This is a genomic window from Paraburkholderia graminis C4D1M (assembly GCF_000172415.1).
In the GTDB taxonomy this organism is placed as follows: domain Bacteria; phylum Pseudomonadota; class Gammaproteobacteria; order Burkholderiales; family Burkholderiaceae; genus Paraburkholderia; species Paraburkholderia graminis.
Genome location: NZ_ABLD01000012.1, coordinates 68525 through 82675 on the forward strand (window position 1 = coordinate 68525; position 14151 = coordinate 82675).

Below are 14151 nucleotides of genomic sequence, written 5' to 3' on the forward strand. Positions count from 1 at the left end.
GCAGAATCTAAAACTCACTTCTTCGTCACGTCGTGGTCGTAGTCGACCGTCAGCGGCGCGTGATCGCTGAACTTGATGTCGCGAAACACTTCAGTGCGTTTCGCCTTGCTCGCGATGCCCGGCGTCGCGATCTGATAATCGATCCGCCACCCCACGTTCTTCGCATACGCCTGGCCGCGATTGCTCCACCACGTATATTGCTCGGGCCGCTGATCGAGCGTGCGGAAGACGTCGACGTAACCGACTTCGTCGAACAGTTTGGTGAGCCACGCGCGCTCTTCCGGCAGGCAACCCGAATTCTTCTGATTGCTCTTCCAGTTCTTGATGTCGATTTCCTTGTGGACGATATTCACGTCGCCGCACAGGATCACTTCGCGCTCGCGCGCGAGCTGCGCGAGATGCGGCATGAACTCGTCCATGAAACGATACTTGGCCTGCTGACGCTCTTCGCCGCTCGACCCTGACGGCACATACACCGACACAACCGACAGCTTGCCGAAACGCAGTTCGACATAACGCCCTTCGGGATCGAATTCCTCGCTGCCGAAGCCGATCACAACCTCATCCGGCTCGTGACGCGTGTACACACCCGCGCCGCTATAACCCTTCTTCACCGCGTGCTGGAAATAGCCGGTGAAATCATGCGGCGCGAGGAATTCCGGCGTCATGTCGTCCTGCGAACATTTGATTTCCTGCACGCAAAGTACGTCGGCATTCTGCTCGCCGAACCAGTCGAAAAAACCCTTTTTGGCCGCTGAGCGGATGCCGTTCAGGTTGGCGGTAATCACACGCAACATGTCGTTCCTTTGTGTTCGATTCGTTTGGAGATTCGTCTTCGAGATGGTTTTCCGACGACGCCGAAAGTCATTCGATCTTCACGCCTTTCAGCGATTCCTTGGCCGGCGGGAATTCCAGCTTCAGGTCCTGGAAAGTGCGCAATAGCAACTCGGCGACCATCACATTGCGATGCGTTTTCGAGTCCGCGGGAATGACGTACCACGGCGCGTATTCGGTCGAAGTCGCGGCCAGCGCGTTGCGATAAACGCCCTGGTATGTGTCCCACTGCTTGCGTGCGTCGAGATCCGCTACGTCGAACTTCCAGTGCTTGGTCTCATCGTCGACGCGCGCCTGAAGCCGCTCGCGCTGCTCGTCCTTCGAAATATGCAGCATGCACTTGATGATCGTCGTGTCGCTATCGGCAAGCAGTTCCTCGAACTGGCGAATGTGGCGGCAGCGCACGTCGAATGCATTCGCGTCGATGTTGCCGAGCACGGTCGGCACCAGCAGGTCTTCATAGTGGCTGCGATTGAAGATTGTCAGTTCGCCCGCAGCGGGCGCTTGCGCATGCACGCGCCACAGGAAGTCGTGCGCGAGTTCGTCGGGCGTCGGCGCCCTGAACGGCGCGATGCGCAGGCCGAGCGGGTCGACTTCGTGAAATACGGCGCGAATCGTGCCGTCCTTGCCGCTCGTGTCCATGCCTTGCAGGACCAGCAGCACGCGGCGTTTTCGTTGCGCGTGCAAGCGTTCCTGCAAGACGTCGAGCTTCGCGCCGATCTCGGAGAGCCGCTCGCGGTCGGAATCTTTCGATCCCGTGGAAAAAGGCTTCGACGCGGGATCGAAATCGTCGAGCGAGAATTTGCCGTTCTTTTTGCCCTCGAAATAAGGCACGCGGAAATCGTCGAGGTCGGGTCGCTTCGCCATCCACACACTCCGTAATCTGCGTTCGGGTTCGCAAAAGCGGGCCCGCAAATGAAACGGGCCGTTGCCGCACTTTCGTTTCCGGCAACAGCCCGCGGTCGCCGAAGCGCAAACAATGCTTCGGCTATAGACGTTCGACCGCACGTCGGCCAAATTTCAGCCTGGCCCGAACGAGGCGTCAGCCCAGCTTCTTCTTCAGCAGTTCGTTCACCTGCGCCGGATTCGCCTTGCCCTTCGTCGCCTTCATGGCCTGGCCGATCAGCGCGTTGAACGCCTTCTCCTTGCCCGCGCGGAATTCTTCCACCGACTTCTGGTTCGCCGCGAGCACCTCGTCGATGATCGCTTCCAGCGCGCCGGTATCCGAAATCTGCTTCAGGCCCTTCGCTTCGATGATGCGATCCGCGGCGGCTTCGTCGGTCGCCTTCTCTTCCCAGATCGCGAGGAAAATTTCCTTCGCGATCTTGTTGGAGATGGTGCCGTCGGCGATACGTTGCAACAACAGCGTGAGTTGCGCGGACGACACCGGGCACCCGGCAATGTCGAGACCTTCGCGATTCAGTTGCGACGACACTTCGCCCATCACCCAGTTCGCCGCGACCTTCGCGTTGGCCGCGCCGAGCTTCTCGACGACCGCTTCGAAATACGCGGCCGTCGCCTTGCTCGACGTCAACACGTTTGCGTCATACGGCGTCAAACCGTATTGCGACACGAAACGCTGCTGGATCGTTTCCGGCAACTCCGGCATGTCGCGCTTCACGCGCTCGACCCACGCTGCGTCGATCACGAGCGGCATCAGATCGGGATCGGGGAAATAGCGGTAATCGTGCGCGTCTTCCTTGCTGCGCATCGAGCGCGTTTCGCGCTTGTCCGGATCGTACAGACGCGTTTCCTGCACCACCGTGCCGCCGTCTTCGATGAGTTCGATCTGACGGCGCACTTCGTACTGGATCGCTTCTTCGAGGAAGCGGAACGAGTTGAGGTTCTTGATCTCAGCACGCGTGCCGAATTCGGCCTGGCCGACCGGACGCACCGACACGTTCGCGTCGCAGCGGAACGAGCCTTCCTGCATGTTGCCGTCGCAAATGCCGAGCCACGTGACGAGCGTGTGCAGCGTCTTGGCGTAGGCCACTGCTTCGGCCGCGCTGCGCATTTCCGGCTCGGTGACGATTTCGAGCAACGGCGTGCCCGCGCGATTCAGGTCGATGCCGGTCATGCCCGCGAAATCTTCGTGCAGCGACTTGCCGGCGTCTTCCTCGAGATGGGCGCGCGTCAGATTGACGACCTTCGTGTACGCCGCCGTGCCCGCCTTCTCGTTGGCCGGCACCTGGATCGTCACCTGGCCGCCCTGCACGACGGGAATCTCGTACTGGCTGATCTGATAGCCCTTCGGCAGATCGGGGTAAAAATAGTTTTTACGCGCGAAGATGCTGCGCGGCGCGACCGTTGCGCCGATTGCAAGACCGAACTCAATTGCGCGCTCCACGGCGCCGCGGTTCATGACCGGCAACGTGCCGGGCAAGGCCAGATCGACGGGGCAAGCCTGCGTGTTCGGCGCGGCGCCGAATTGCGTGGGGGCGCCGGAGAAAATTTTCGATTGCGTGGACAGCTGCGCGTGGGTCTCCAGACCGATCACGACTTCCCATTGCTTGGTCATGGTGCTCACACTCCTGCCGGTGCCTTGCGGTGCCAGTCGGTCGCGCGCTGGAACGCGTCGGCCACCTGCAGCATCCGGGCTTCATTGAAATAGTTGCCGATGATCTGCAATCCCACCGGGCGCTGTGCATTCGTGCCCGCGCCGAAGCCGCACGGCACGCTCATGCCCGGCAAGCCGGCGAGGCTCACGGACAGCGTGTAGATATCGGCGAGATACATCTGCACGGGGTCGTCGCCCTTCGCGCCGAGATCCCACGCCACCGACGGTGCGACCGGTCCCATGATGACGTCGCACTGTTTGAACGCCTCCTGGAAATCCTGCGCGATGATGCGGCGAATTTTCTGCGCTTGCAGGTAATACGCGTCGTAATAGCCGTGGGAAAGCACGTAAGCGCCGACCATGATGCGACGCTTCACTTCGGGCCCGAAGCCTTCGGCGCGCGACTTCTTGTACATGTCCAGCAGATCGCGATATTCAGCGGCGCGATGGCCGAAGCGCACGCCGTCGAAGCGCGACAGGTTCGACGATGCCTCCGCCGGCGCGATCACGTAATAGACCGGAATGGACAGCTCGGTCTTCGGCAGCGATACGTCGACGAGCGTGGCGCCGAGCGCCTCGTATTGCTTGAGCGCGGCGTCGACCGATGCGCGCACGTCGTCGGCGAGACCGGCGCCGAAATACTCTTTCGGCAAGCCGATGCGCAGGCCGTCGAGCGGCTTGCCGGCGCCGTCCTGCTTCCATGCCTGACCGAGGTAGCGCGTGTAGTCTTCGTCGTCGCGCACGAGGCTCGTGGAATCGCGCTGGTCAAAACCGGCCATTGCGTTAAGCAGCGTTGCACAGTCAGCGGCGCTTTGCGCCATCGGACCGCCCTGATCCAGCGACGACGCGAACGCGATCATGCCGTAGCGCGACACGCGGCCGTAAGTCGGCTTGATGCCGGTGATGCCCGAGAACGACGCCGGCTGACGGATCGAGCCGCCGGTATCGGTGCCGGTTGCAGCAGGCGCGAGGCGTGCGGCCACAGCCGCCGCGGAGCCGCCTGACGAGCCGCCCGGCACTGCCTGACGATCCCACGGGTTCTGGACGGGGCCAAAATACGAATTTTCGTTCGACGAGCCCATCGCGAACTCGTCCATGTTCGTCTTGCCGACGCACACCATGCCGGCGCTCTGCAGACGCTCGACCACGGTGGCGTCGAACGGGCTTTCGTAGTTCGACAGCATTTTCGAGCCGGCCGTGGAGCGCCAGCCTTTGGTGACGAACACATCCTTGTGCGCGATCGGTACGCCGGTCAGCGGGCCGCCGTGGCCCGAGTGAAGCAGCGCGTCCGCGGCTTTTGCCTGAGCGAGCGTGAGATCCGGGTCCACCTGGATGAACGCATTGAGGCCGCGCGCCGCGTCGATGCGTTTTAGATAGAGCTGAGCCAGCTCGACTGCGGAGCATTCCTTGGCGGCCAACGCGGCGCGCAGTTCGGTCAAATTTTTTTCATGCATTGCGTGTTGTCCTGGAAAGCGCGGCAACGCGGATCGCGCTGCCGTGGAAGCGTTCGGTTGCGGGCCGGCGAACCGGGCCGAGGTGTCGACGAACATATCGGCGAACATACCGGCGACAAGCGAAGCTGCGCGCGCCGGATTCGGCGCGGCATGCCGCTCGCGGTGGTGGCTCGCGGCCCGCAAGCCGCGCCGCGCCCGCCGCGCGCTGTTATCGCCGTTATTCGATCACCTTCGGCACGAGATACAGACCGTCCTGCACGGCCGGTGCGGGACGCTGGAAAGCCTCGCGCTCGATCGTTTCGGTCACCGCGTCGTCGCGCAGACGCAGCGCGACGTCTTCGATCTGCTCGATCGGATGGGCAAGCGGTGCGATGCCCGTGGTGTCGACCGCCTGCATCTGCTCGACGAGGCCAAAAAACTCGTTGAGCTGGACAAGCGTGTGTTCGGCGTCGGCGTCGGCCAGTTCGAGCCGCGCGAGATGCGCGATGCGCTTAACATCGGTCAGGGTCAAAGCCATGCAGTCACCGGAAAAAGTGGCGGACCGCCGCAGCCGGAAAAGCGCGCTGCGACAGCGAGTTAGGACGCTGGAGGAAGACCTCGAAAAAGGGGCCGGCGGCGGCAAAAAGTGCCGTCCGTTTCCTTCAAATCATCCAAAATTATAAGGTATCATTACGCGTTCGACCCAAACCCGGACCGACTTACCCAGGCCTTTCTGGACATTTCGTAAAGAGAGTTCGGATATTTCTGACCTGGCTTTGTATCGGCCTCCGGTAGACTCCCCCGCAGCTTCAAGTTCCAGTGGCGCCGCTTCGCCAGGTTGAAGCTGTTATTTTTTTCCGCTGCCGCCCTGCGCAACGTTGCGAGGCCCGGCCCCAAGCGAGACAGGATTTTGAATGTTCGGTTTTTTGCGCAGCTACTTCTCCAACGATCTGGCGATTGATCTAGGCACCGCCAACACGCTTATCTACATGCGTGGCAAAGGCATCGTTCTTGACGAACCGTCGGTGGTGTCCATCCGCCAGGAAGGCGGTCCCAACGGCAAGAAAACCATTCAGGCAGTCGGTAAGGAAGCCAAACAGATGCTCGGCAAGGTGCCGGGCAACATCGAGGCCATCCGCCCCATGAAAGACGGCGTGATCGCCGACTTCACGGTGACCGAGCAGATGATCAAGCAGTTCATCAAAACGGCTCACGAATCGCGCATGTTCTCGCCGTCGCCGCGCATCATCATTTGCGTGCCGTGCGGTTCGACCCAGGTCGAGCGCCGCGCGATCAAGGAAGCCGCGCACGGCGCGGGCGCGTCGCAGGTCTATCTCATTGAAGAACCCATGGCCGCGGCAATCGGCGCAGGCCTGCCGGTGTCGGAAGCCACCGGCTCCATGGTCGTCGACATCGGCGGCGGCACGACGGAAGTCGGCGTAATCTCGCTCGGCGGCATCGTGTACAAGGGCTCGGTCCGCGTAGGCGGCGACAAGTTCGACGAAGCCATCGTCAACTACATCCGCCGCAACTACGGCATGCTGATCGGCGAGCAAACCGCCGAAGCCATCAAGAAGGAAATCGGTTCGGCCTTCCCCGGCTCCGAAGTCAAGGAAATGGAAGTGAAGGGCCGCAATCTGTCGGAAGGCATTCCGCGCAGCTTCACCATCTCGAGCAACGAGATTCTCGAAGCGCTGACCGATCCGCTGAATCAGATCGTGTCGTCGGTGAAGATCGCGCTCGAGCAAACGCCGCCGGAACTCGGCGCGGACATCGCCGAACGCGGCATGATGCTCACGGGCGGTGGCGCACTGCTGCGCGATCTGGACCGCCTGCTCGCCGAAGAAACCGGCCTGCCGGTGCTCGTCGCCGAGGACCCGCTGACGTGCGTCGTGCGCGGCTCGGGCATGGCGCTCGAGCGCATGGACAAGCTCGGCAGCATCTTCTCGTACGAGTAAGCGAGCGAGTTCGATGTCAGCAGCGCGGATCTGGCAGACGGCCCCTTGCGGGCCCGTTTGCCGTTGGCTGCGCCGCCCAGCGTCCGTACGCTGAACCGCGTTTTCAGCGCGCCGCCGCCTCACCCAACCGCTTACGCCCCCGGCGCCGACCATGGAATACAGTCCGCCGCCTCTGTTCAAGCAAGGCCCGTCCGCCCTCGCACGACTCGTGTTTTTCGTCGTGCTGGCGCTCGCCCTGCTGATCTCCGACGCACGCTTCAAGACGCTCGAAATCGTTCGCGGCGTGCTCGGCGTGGGTCTCTATCCGTTGCAGCGCGCAGCGCTGGTGCCGCGCGACGTCTTCATGGGCGCCGCCGATCTGGCCGTGACGAGCGCAACCTTGCGCAGCGACAACGAAAAGCTGCGCACCAGGAATCTTCAACTGTCGCAGCAGGCCAATACAGCCGCCGAACTCTCCGCTGAGAACGGCCATCTGCGCGCATTGCTGCAACTGTCGCAGCGCGCGACCACGCAATCGTTGCCCGCTGAAATCCAGTACGACACGCGCGATCCGTTCACGCAAAAGGTCGTCATCAATCGTGGCGCGCAGCAAGGCATTCAGAACGGCTCGCCGGTCGTGAACGAAGACGGCGTGATCGGTCAGGTGACCCGCGTGTTCCCGCTGCAGGCCGAAGTCACGCTGCTGACCGACAAGGATCAGGCCGTGCCCGTGCAGATCGTGCGCACCGGCTTGCGCAGCGTCATTTACGGCACGCTTAAGGGCGATACGCTCGACCTGCGCTTCGTGCCGATCAGCGCCGACGTCCAGACGGGCGACGAACTCGTCACGAGCGGGCTCGACGGTGTGTATCCACCGGGGCTGCCGGTCGCCAAGGTCGTGCGCGTCGACAAGCAGGCGGACACCGCCTTCGCGCGCGTGATCTGCCTGCCGATTGCGCCGGTGCGCGGCGCGCGTCAGTTGCTGGTGCTGCATTATGTGAACGACGTGCCGCCGCGTCCCGCCGAAGAGCCCGACCCGGCCGCAGCCGCCAAAGAGGCGGCCAAAGCGAAAAAAGGCGCGAAGGCAGACGGCAAGGCCGCCGCCGACAAATCCGCGAAACCGGCGGAAAAACCCGGCGCGGACAAAAACGCCGCGGCCAAACCTGCGGACAATACGCCAGCCCAAGCTGCGCAAGCAGGCAAGCAAGGCGCCGCCGACCAGAAATCCGCTGCATCGAAGAAACCCGCCGCCGCCGAAAAAGCGAAGCCGCAAGCCGCGCCCGGGGCAAAGCCATGAACCGCCCTCAATACATTCTGCAGCCGGTCAATCCCTACTTCATCGCGTTCAGCCTCGCCGCGGCGTTTCTGCTGAATCTGATGCCGTGGGGCCGCATGATCGGCGTGCCCGATTTCGTCGCGCTCGTGCTGCTGTTCTGGAACGTGCACCAGCCGCGCAAGGTCGGCATGGGCATCGCGTTCTTCCTCGGCTTGCTGATGGACGTGCACAACGCGAGCCTGCTCGGCGAGCACGCGCTGGCGTACACGCTGCTCTCGTACGGCGCGATCACGATCCATCGCCGCGTACTGTGGATGTCGCTCGGCGTGCAGACTTTTGCAGTCATGCCGCTGCTCGTGACTGCGCAAGTAGTGCCGTTCGTGATCCGTCTGCTGACGGGCGCGGCATTTCCCGGCTGGGGCTATCTGGTCGACGGTTTCGTCGAAGCCGCCCTCTGGCCGGTCGCGAGCGTGCTGCTGCTGATGCCGCAGCGCCGGCCCGCCGACCCCGACGATACGCGGCCGATTTAACCAGGCGTCGAGCGCGCCGGCCGTCCATGGAACGTATGTTTTCTGCCCGCCCGACGCCTACTGCCGTTCATGCCTTCCGGTTCCGCCCGGATCAGGCGCACACTCATGATGGCCGTCGCCCGGCCTTTTGCAGAATCGCATGACCGAATTCAAGGACACTCAGCAACAGCTCTCGAAGTTCCGCCTGCGCGTCGCGGCGGCGGGCCTGTTCGTGTTCGTCTGCTTCGGGCTGATCGGCTTTCGCTTCCTGTTTCTGCAGGTCTGGCACTACAGCAAGTACTCGCTGCAAGCCGACGAAAACCGCATTTCCGTCGCGCCGATCGTGCCGAACCGCGGCATCATCACCGACCGTAACGGCGTGGTGCTGGCCAAAAACTATTCGGCCTACACGCTGGAAATCACGCCGTCCAAGCTCGGCGCGCCGCTCGAAACGGTTATCGACGATCTGGCCACGGTTGTCTCCATCGACGCCCGCGACCGCCGCCGCTTCAAGAAGCTGCAGGAAGACTCGAAGAACTTCGAGAGTCTGCCGATCCGCACGCGCCTGACCGACGACGAAGTCGCGCGCTTCACCGCGCAACGCTTCCGCTTTCCCGGCGTCGAAGTGCGCGCGCGCCTGTTCCGCCAATATCCGCTCGGCCCGACGGCCGCGCACGTGATCGGCTACATCGGCCGGATTTCGCAGCGCGACCAGGAGCGCATCGACGACGCGAGCGATCAGAACGACAGCGATCCCGAGCACTACGATCCGCGTCTGGACGCCAACAACTACAAGGGCACCGACTACATCGGCAAGATCGGCGTCGAGCAGAGCTACGAGACCGAGTTGCACGGGCAGACCGGTTTCGAGGAAGTCGAAGTCACCGCGGGCGGCCGGCCCGTGCGCACGCTGTCGCGCACGCAGGCCACGCCGGGCAACAATCTCGTGCTGTCGCTCGACATCGGCCTGCAACAGGTCGCCGAGCAGGCGTTCGCGGGCCGGCGCGGCGCGCTGGTCGCGATTGAACCGGCAACCGGCGATGTGCTCGCGTTCGTGTCGGCGCCGAGCTTCGATCCGAATTCGTTCGTCGACGGCATCGACCAGCAGACCTGGGACGAGCTCAACAACTCGCCCGACCATCCGCTGCTGAACCGGCCGCTGCACGGCACCTATCCGCCCGGTTCGACTTACAAGCCGTTCATGGCGCTCGCCGCGCTCACGCTGCACAAGCGCACGCCGGGCTGGGGCTTCCAGGACCCCGGCTCGTACACGTTCGGCGGTCACACATTCCGCAACGACGTGCGCTCCGGCCAGGGCTGGGTCGACATGAACCGCGCGATCGTCGTCTCGAACGACACGTACTTCTACATGCTCGCGCACGATCTCGGCGTGAACAACATCGCAAACTTCATGAAGCCGTGGGGCTTCGGCCAGATTACAGGCATCGACATCGCGGGCGAGGCGCGCGGCATCCTGCCGTCGACGGAATGGAAGCGCAAGGCGTACCGCAAGCCCGAGCAGCAAAGGTGGTACGAAGGCGAGACGATCAGCCTCGGCATCGGGCAAGGCTACAACTCGTTCACGATCCTGCAGCTCGGGCACGCGACGGCCACGCTCGCCAACAATGGTGTCGTGATGAAACCGCACCTCGTGCGCGACATCGAAAATCCGATCACCAAAGACACGCGCCCGGTCGTGCGCGATCCGAGCGACAAGATTCCCGTCAAGCAGTCGGACATCGACATCATCAAGCGCGCGATGGAAGGCGTCGTGACGAACGGCACGGCGTCGAAGGTGTTCATCGGCGCGCCGTATCTGGCGGCGGGCAAGACCGGCACGGCGCAGGTCTACTCGCTGCAGGGCGCGAACTACAAGGGCCACGCGATCGCCGAACATTTGCGCGACCACGCGCTTTTCATCGCTTTTGCGCCGGCCGAGCAACCGAAAATCGCGCTCGCGTTGATCGTCGAAAACGGCGGCTGGGGCGCGGAGTCGGCGGGGCCGATCGCGCGCAAGGTGCTCGACTACTACCTCGTCGGCAAGAACAAGCCCGGCGCTCAGGCGGCGGCTGTGGCAGCGGCGGCATCGGCGACCGAGGACGCGTCCGCGCCGGAAGTCGGTGGTGCGCCGGCGCCGCAGGAGGCGGCGCAACCGGTGAAGATCGCGGCGGGGTATACGGCGTTGCCGATGCCGGGGGTTGCGGCGGCGGGTGCGAGTGCGAGTGCGGCCGTGAATGGTGCGTCTGGGGCGGCGGCATCGGTGAACGGCGCCTCGGGGGTGAATGGTGCGTCGGTGAGCGGTGCGCCGGCGAATGGCGCGCAGGTGAACGGCGCACAGGTGAGCGGAGTGCCGGCGAAGGGCTCGTCGGTGAACGGTGCGTCTACGAACGGTGCGTCTGCCGCCACAGCAACGCCTGCCGCTTCAGCTCCGGCAGCGGCGACATCAAAGTCTCCTGCACTCACGGCGCAAACCGGCGCAGCGCGCAATCTGCCGGCATCGGCGACATCGGCTGCGGCCACACCAGCCTCAGCGACAAAAGCCCCAACCCAGCGCAAACCCGCCGCCCCGCGTCAGCCAGGACCAGCAAGCGAGCCGGCGCCCGCTGCCGCCGCACGCTCCACGCCCCACCCGGCCCGGGAATCATCGCGCGACAGCGGCACTGAGCCCGCGCCGCCACGCCAGCCGGTTTCCGGCGGCATCGACGAATAAGGAGAAAGGCATGCAATTCGACAAGCGCGCCTGGCTCGACCGCATCAAGCGGATGTTCGCGGGCTTCGATCGCCCGCTTGCACTGATCGTGTTTCTGCTGCTGTGCGTCGGCATCGTCACCTTGTACAGCGCAAGCCTTGACGTGCCGGGCCGCGTGGAAGACCAGTTGCGCAACATCATGCTGACGTTCGTGCTGATGTGGGCACTCGCCAATGTTCCGCCCACCACGCTGATGCGCTTCGCCGTCCCGCTCTATACGTTCGGCATTGCCTTACTCGTCGCGGTCGCGCTGTTCGGCCTCACGCGCAAGGGCGCGAAGCGCTGGATCAACGTGGGCGTGGTGATTCAGCCGTCGGAGATTCTGAAGATCGCGACGCCGCTGATGCTCGCCTGGTACTATCAGCGGCGCGAAGGCGTGATGCGCTGGTACGACTTCGTGGTCGGACTGCTGATCCTCGCCGTGCCAGTCGGTCTGATCGCCAAGCAGCCTGACCTCGGCACTGCGGTGCTCGTGTTCGCGGCCGGCTTATTCGTGATCTATTTCGCGGGCCTGAGTTTCAAGCTGATCGTGCCGGTGCTGATTGCCGGCGTGATCGCGGTCGGCTCCGTCGCGGCATTCCAGGACAAGATCTGTCAGCCCGACGTGCAATGGCCGCTGATGCACGACTACCAGAAGCACCGCATCTGCACGCTGCTCGATCCGACTTCCGATCCGCTCGGCAAGGGCTTCCACACGATTCAGGCGGTGATCGCAATCGGCTCCGGCGGGCCGCTCGGCAAGGGCTGGCTCAAGGGCACGCAGGCGCACCTGGAGTTCATTCCTGAGAAGCACACCGACTTCATCTTCGCGGTGTTCTCCGAGGAATTCGGGCTCGCGGGCGGCATCGTGCTGCTCACGCTTTACATGCTGCTCATCGCGCGCGGGCTGTATATCGCGGCAAACGGCGCGACGTTGTTCGGACGCCTGCTCGCCGGCTCGCTGACGATGGCGTTCTTCACCTACGCGTTCGTCAATATCGGCATGGTGAGCGGCATCTTGCCGGTGGTCGGCGTGCCGTTGCCCTTCATGAGTTACGGCGGCACCGCGCTGACGACGCTCGGCGTCGCCATCGGCCTCATCATGAGCGTTGCTCGCCAGAAGCGGTTGATGCAGAGCTAGCGTCCCGGCATCGCGAGCGCGAACGCGAACGCAAGCGCTGCAAAACAGAAGGGGCGCACCGCAAGGCGCGCCCCTTCTCGTTTACTGCGTCGACCGCATGCACTGCGCTCACTGCACCTACTGCGGCTTCACTTCCTTGTGATCCCGCAACTGCGCACTCAGTTGCTGATACTTCAGGCGCGCCGCCGGATCGCCCTGCGCGGCGGCCGCTGCGTAATACGCTCGCGCCACGTTCAGATTCTTGTCCACACCGTCGCCGCCGCGCTCATAGAACGAGCCGGTCACGTACTGCGCGGTCATGTCGCCGCCCTCGGCCGCCTTCTTGTACCAGACGAACGCCTGCTTGTTGTCGCGATCGGTGCCGCGTCCATCGAGGAACTGATTGGCGAGCGCCAGTTCCGCCTGCACATGGCCCTGCTGCGCGGCCCTGAGAAACCAGCGGTGCGCCTCGACCGGATCGCGGCCGACAAACTCGCCATCGTCGTACATCTTGCCGTACACGTATTGCGCGTGAGACATGTTGGCATCCGCGGCCTTGCGCAGCCATTTCTTGCCTTCGTCGACGTTGACCGCCGTGCCCTCGCCGTTGAGCAGCATCATCGCGTAATTGAACTGCGCGAGGCGGCTGCCGCGCTCGGCCGCCTTGCGGAATTCGGCAAGCGCCGCAGCGAAATTGCCGGCGTTGTAGTCGGCAACCGCCGTTTGCGTCTCGGGATCGTTCGGTTTCGCGAGGCGATCCTGCGCCTGCGCCGCCATGCCCGTCATGCCCGCCGTCAGCGCCGCCGCGACAGCCAGCCGCACGACGACGCCACGCATCATCCACTTCATGCTCTTACCTCCTGCAACGCCTGGCGGGTTGCGCGCAACATCCACATGACGTCGGCGGCCAGAGCGATAAAACGAAAACCGCTGTCGCGATGCTGCCTTGCGCTCGCGGCGTCCATCGAAAAAATGCCGGCTGCGATGCCCGCCTTGTCGGCCGCGCTGACGATGCGCGCCATGGCCGCCTGCACGTCGGCGTGCTTCGAATCGCCGAGATGGCCGAGGCTCGCCGCGAGATCGGCAGGGCCGACGAACAGGCAATCGACGCCCGGCGTCGCCGCGATCTTTTCCACTTCGTCGAGTCCGCGCGCCGACTCGATCTGCACGATGGTCGCGATCTGCGCGTTAGCCGTTTGCACGTAGTCGCGCCGCATGCCGTAGGCCGCGGCTCGCACCACTCCGGCGACGCCGCGCAGACCATCGACCGCCTCGGCGCTCGGATATTGCGTGAGCCGCACCGCGTGCGCCGCTTCTTCGGCGGACTCGATGTTCGGAAACATCAGCGTGCGCGCGCCGGCATCCATCACACGCTTGACGAGCCACGCCTCGCTGGCCGGCAGACGCACCACCGGTTCGCTCGGCAAATGCGCGGCGGCGATCGCACGCAATTGCGAGGTCACGTCGCCGCTGTCGTTGGGCGCGTGTTCCATATCGATCAGCAGCCAGTCGAAGCCGGCGTGCGCGAGCGCCTCCGCGGCGGCATCGCTGCCGAGCGACAGCCATAGCCCGAACAGCGGATCGGCTTCTTTAAGACGTTGCTTGAGGGGATTCGTGAAAGTGCTCATCGCCCCGCTCCATGACGGTGAAGGCCGCCGCAGATGGGCCCGCGGCAGCCGACGAGCGTGCCTGCCGGATGATGAGTGCGGCGAGAAGCCTGGCCCGGACGCGGGTGGCCTCTTTGCCTGCTGCGACGC

The 14151-nt window shown here is 64.0% G+C and carries 12 protein-coding genes; 5 read left to right on the forward strand and 7 right to left on the reverse strand.

The genetic code is table 11. From position 1 onward, the window contains the following. Positions 1–14 precede the first annotated feature (14 nt). The 5 genes from BGRAMDRAFT_RS19490 to gatC all read right to left on the reverse strand — a co-directional run bounded on the left by BGRAMDRAFT_RS19490 (position 15) and on the right by gatC (position 5362). The gene (locus BGRAMDRAFT_RS19490) at positions 15–797 is read right to left on the reverse strand and encodes an exodeoxyribonuclease III (protein ID WP_006050529.1); all 783 of its coding nucleotides are present in this window, start codon (positions 795–797) and stop codon (positions 15–17) included. 67 nt (positions 798–864) lie between these two features. Next, positions 865–1701 carry a PPK2 family polyphosphate kinase gene (locus BGRAMDRAFT_RS19495; protein WP_006050530.1) on the reverse strand — a complete coding sequence of 279 codons (837 nt, stop codon included), beginning with the start codon at positions 1699–1701 and terminating at the stop codon, positions 865–867. 175 nt (positions 1702–1876) lie between these two features. Then, a complete protein-coding gene (gatB, locus tag BGRAMDRAFT_RS19500; protein WP_006050531.1) occupies positions 1877–3352 on the reverse strand; it encodes an Asp-tRNA(Asn)/Glu-tRNA(Gln) amidotransferase subunit GatB in 1476 nt (491 codons plus the stop codon). A 5-nt stretch (positions 3353–3357) separates the two neighbouring features. After that, positions 3358–4845 carry an Asp-tRNA(Asn)/Glu-tRNA(Gln) amidotransferase subunit GatA gene (gene gatA / locus BGRAMDRAFT_RS19505; RefSeq protein ID WP_006050532.1) on the reverse strand — a complete coding sequence of 496 codons (1488 nt, stop codon included), beginning with the start codon at positions 4843–4845 and terminating at the stop codon, positions 3358–3360. A gap of 217 nt (positions 4846–5062) precedes the next feature. Then, positions 5063–5362, reverse strand: coding sequence for an Asp-tRNA(Asn)/Glu-tRNA(Gln) amidotransferase subunit GatC (gene gatC, locus BGRAMDRAFT_RS19510; protein WP_006050533.1), 300 nt, complete (start codon positions 5360–5362; stop codon positions 5063–5065). 376 nt (positions 5363–5738) lie between these two features. On the opposite strand from gatC, the gene BGRAMDRAFT_RS19515 reads away from it, so the two are divergent. The 5 genes from BGRAMDRAFT_RS19515 (at position 5739) to rodA (ending at position 12415) form a co-directional block, all read left to right on the forward strand. Further along, positions 5739–6782 (forward strand): rod shape-determining protein, encoded by a 1044-nt coding sequence (locus tag BGRAMDRAFT_RS19515; protein WP_004189550.1) that lies wholly within the window; start codon positions 5739–5741, stop codon positions 6780–6782. A gap of 151 nt (positions 6783–6933) precedes the next feature. Beyond that, positions 6934–8058, forward strand: coding sequence for a rod shape-determining protein MreC (gene mreC / locus BGRAMDRAFT_RS19520; RefSeq protein ID WP_006050534.1), 1125 nt, complete (start codon positions 6934–6936; stop codon positions 8056–8058). Further along, complete coding sequence (gene mreD, locus BGRAMDRAFT_RS19525; protein WP_006050535.1) at positions 8055–8567, forward strand: rod shape-determining protein MreD; 513 nt, start codon at positions 8055–8057, stop codon at positions 8565–8567. The genes mreC and mreD overlap by 4 nt, the downstream gene beginning before the upstream one ends. 139 nt (positions 8568–8706) lie before the next feature. Beyond that, positions 8707–11256, forward strand: a complete 2550-nt coding sequence (gene mrdA / locus BGRAMDRAFT_RS19530) for a penicillin-binding protein 2 (protein WP_006050536.1) — start codon at positions 8707–8709, stop codon at positions 11254–11256. A gap of 10 nt (positions 11257–11266) precedes the next feature. Continuing rightward, entirely contained in the window at positions 11267–12415 is a 1149-nt protein-coding gene (gene rodA / locus BGRAMDRAFT_RS19535; RefSeq protein ID WP_006050537.1) for a rod shape-determining protein RodA, read from the forward strand. A gap of 117 nt (positions 12416–12532) precedes the next feature. Here rodA and BGRAMDRAFT_RS19540 read toward each other — a convergent pair whose 3' ends face one another. Both BGRAMDRAFT_RS19540 and BGRAMDRAFT_RS19545 read right to left on the reverse strand, forming a co-directional pair. Continuing rightward, the gene (locus BGRAMDRAFT_RS19540; RefSeq protein WP_006050538.1) at positions 12533–13243 is read right to left on the reverse strand and encodes a tetratricopeptide repeat protein; all 711 of its coding nucleotides are present in this window, start codon (positions 13241–13243) and stop codon (positions 12533–12535) included. Then, positions 13240–14022: an HpcH/HpaI aldolase family protein gene (locus BGRAMDRAFT_RS19545; protein ID WP_006050539.1), complete on the reverse strand. Its 783-nt coding sequence runs from the start codon at positions 14020–14022 to the stop codon at positions 13240–13242. The genes BGRAMDRAFT_RS19540 and BGRAMDRAFT_RS19545 overlap by 4 nt, the downstream gene beginning before the upstream one ends. Between the last annotated feature and the right edge of the window lie 129 nt (positions 14023–14151).

Bases quoted from the DNA above. Each gene is read 5' to 3' on its own strand.
- BGRAMDRAFT_RS19490 (WP_006050529.1), bottom strand. From the start codon at position 797: ATGTTGCGTGTGATTACCGCCAACCTGAACGGCATCCGCTCAGCGGCC.
- BGRAMDRAFT_RS19495 (WP_006050530.1), bottom strand. From the start codon at position 1,701: ATGGCGAAGCGACCCGACCTCGACGATTTCCGCGTGCCTTATTTCGAG.
- gatB (WP_006050531.1), bottom strand. From the start codon at position 3,352: ATGACCAAGCAATGGGAAGTCGTGATCGGTCTGGAGACCCACGCGCAG.
- gatA (WP_006050532.1), bottom strand. From the start codon at position 4,845: ATGCATGAAAAAAATTTGACCGAACTGCGCGCCGCGTTGGCCGCCAAG.
- gatC (WP_006050533.1), bottom strand. From the start codon at position 5,362: ATGGCTTTGACCCTGACCGATGTTAAGCGCATCGCGCATCTCGCGCGG.
- BGRAMDRAFT_RS19515 (WP_004189550.1), top strand. From the start codon at position 5,739: ATGTTCGGTTTTTTGCGCAGCTACTTCTCCAACGATCTGGCGATTGAT.
- mreC (WP_006050534.1), top strand. From the start codon at position 6,934: ATGGAATACAGTCCGCCGCCTCTGTTCAAGCAAGGCCCGTCCGCCCTC.
- mreD (WP_006050535.1), top strand. From the start codon at position 8,055: ATGAACCGCCCTCAATACATTCTGCAGCCGGTCAATCCCTACTTCATC.
- mrdA (WP_006050536.1), top strand. From the start codon at position 8,707: ATGACCGAATTCAAGGACACTCAGCAACAGCTCTCGAAGTTCCGCCTG.
- rodA (WP_006050537.1), top strand. From the start codon at position 11,267: ATGCAATTCGACAAGCGCGCCTGGCTCGACCGCATCAAGCGGATGTTC.
- BGRAMDRAFT_RS19540 (WP_006050538.1), bottom strand. From the start codon at position 13,243: ATGAAGTGGATGATGCGTGGCGTCGTCGTGCGGCTGGCTGTCGCGGCG.
- BGRAMDRAFT_RS19545 (WP_006050539.1), bottom strand. From the start codon at position 14,022: ATGAGCACTTTCACGAATCCCCTCAAGCAACGTCTTAAAGAAGCCGAT.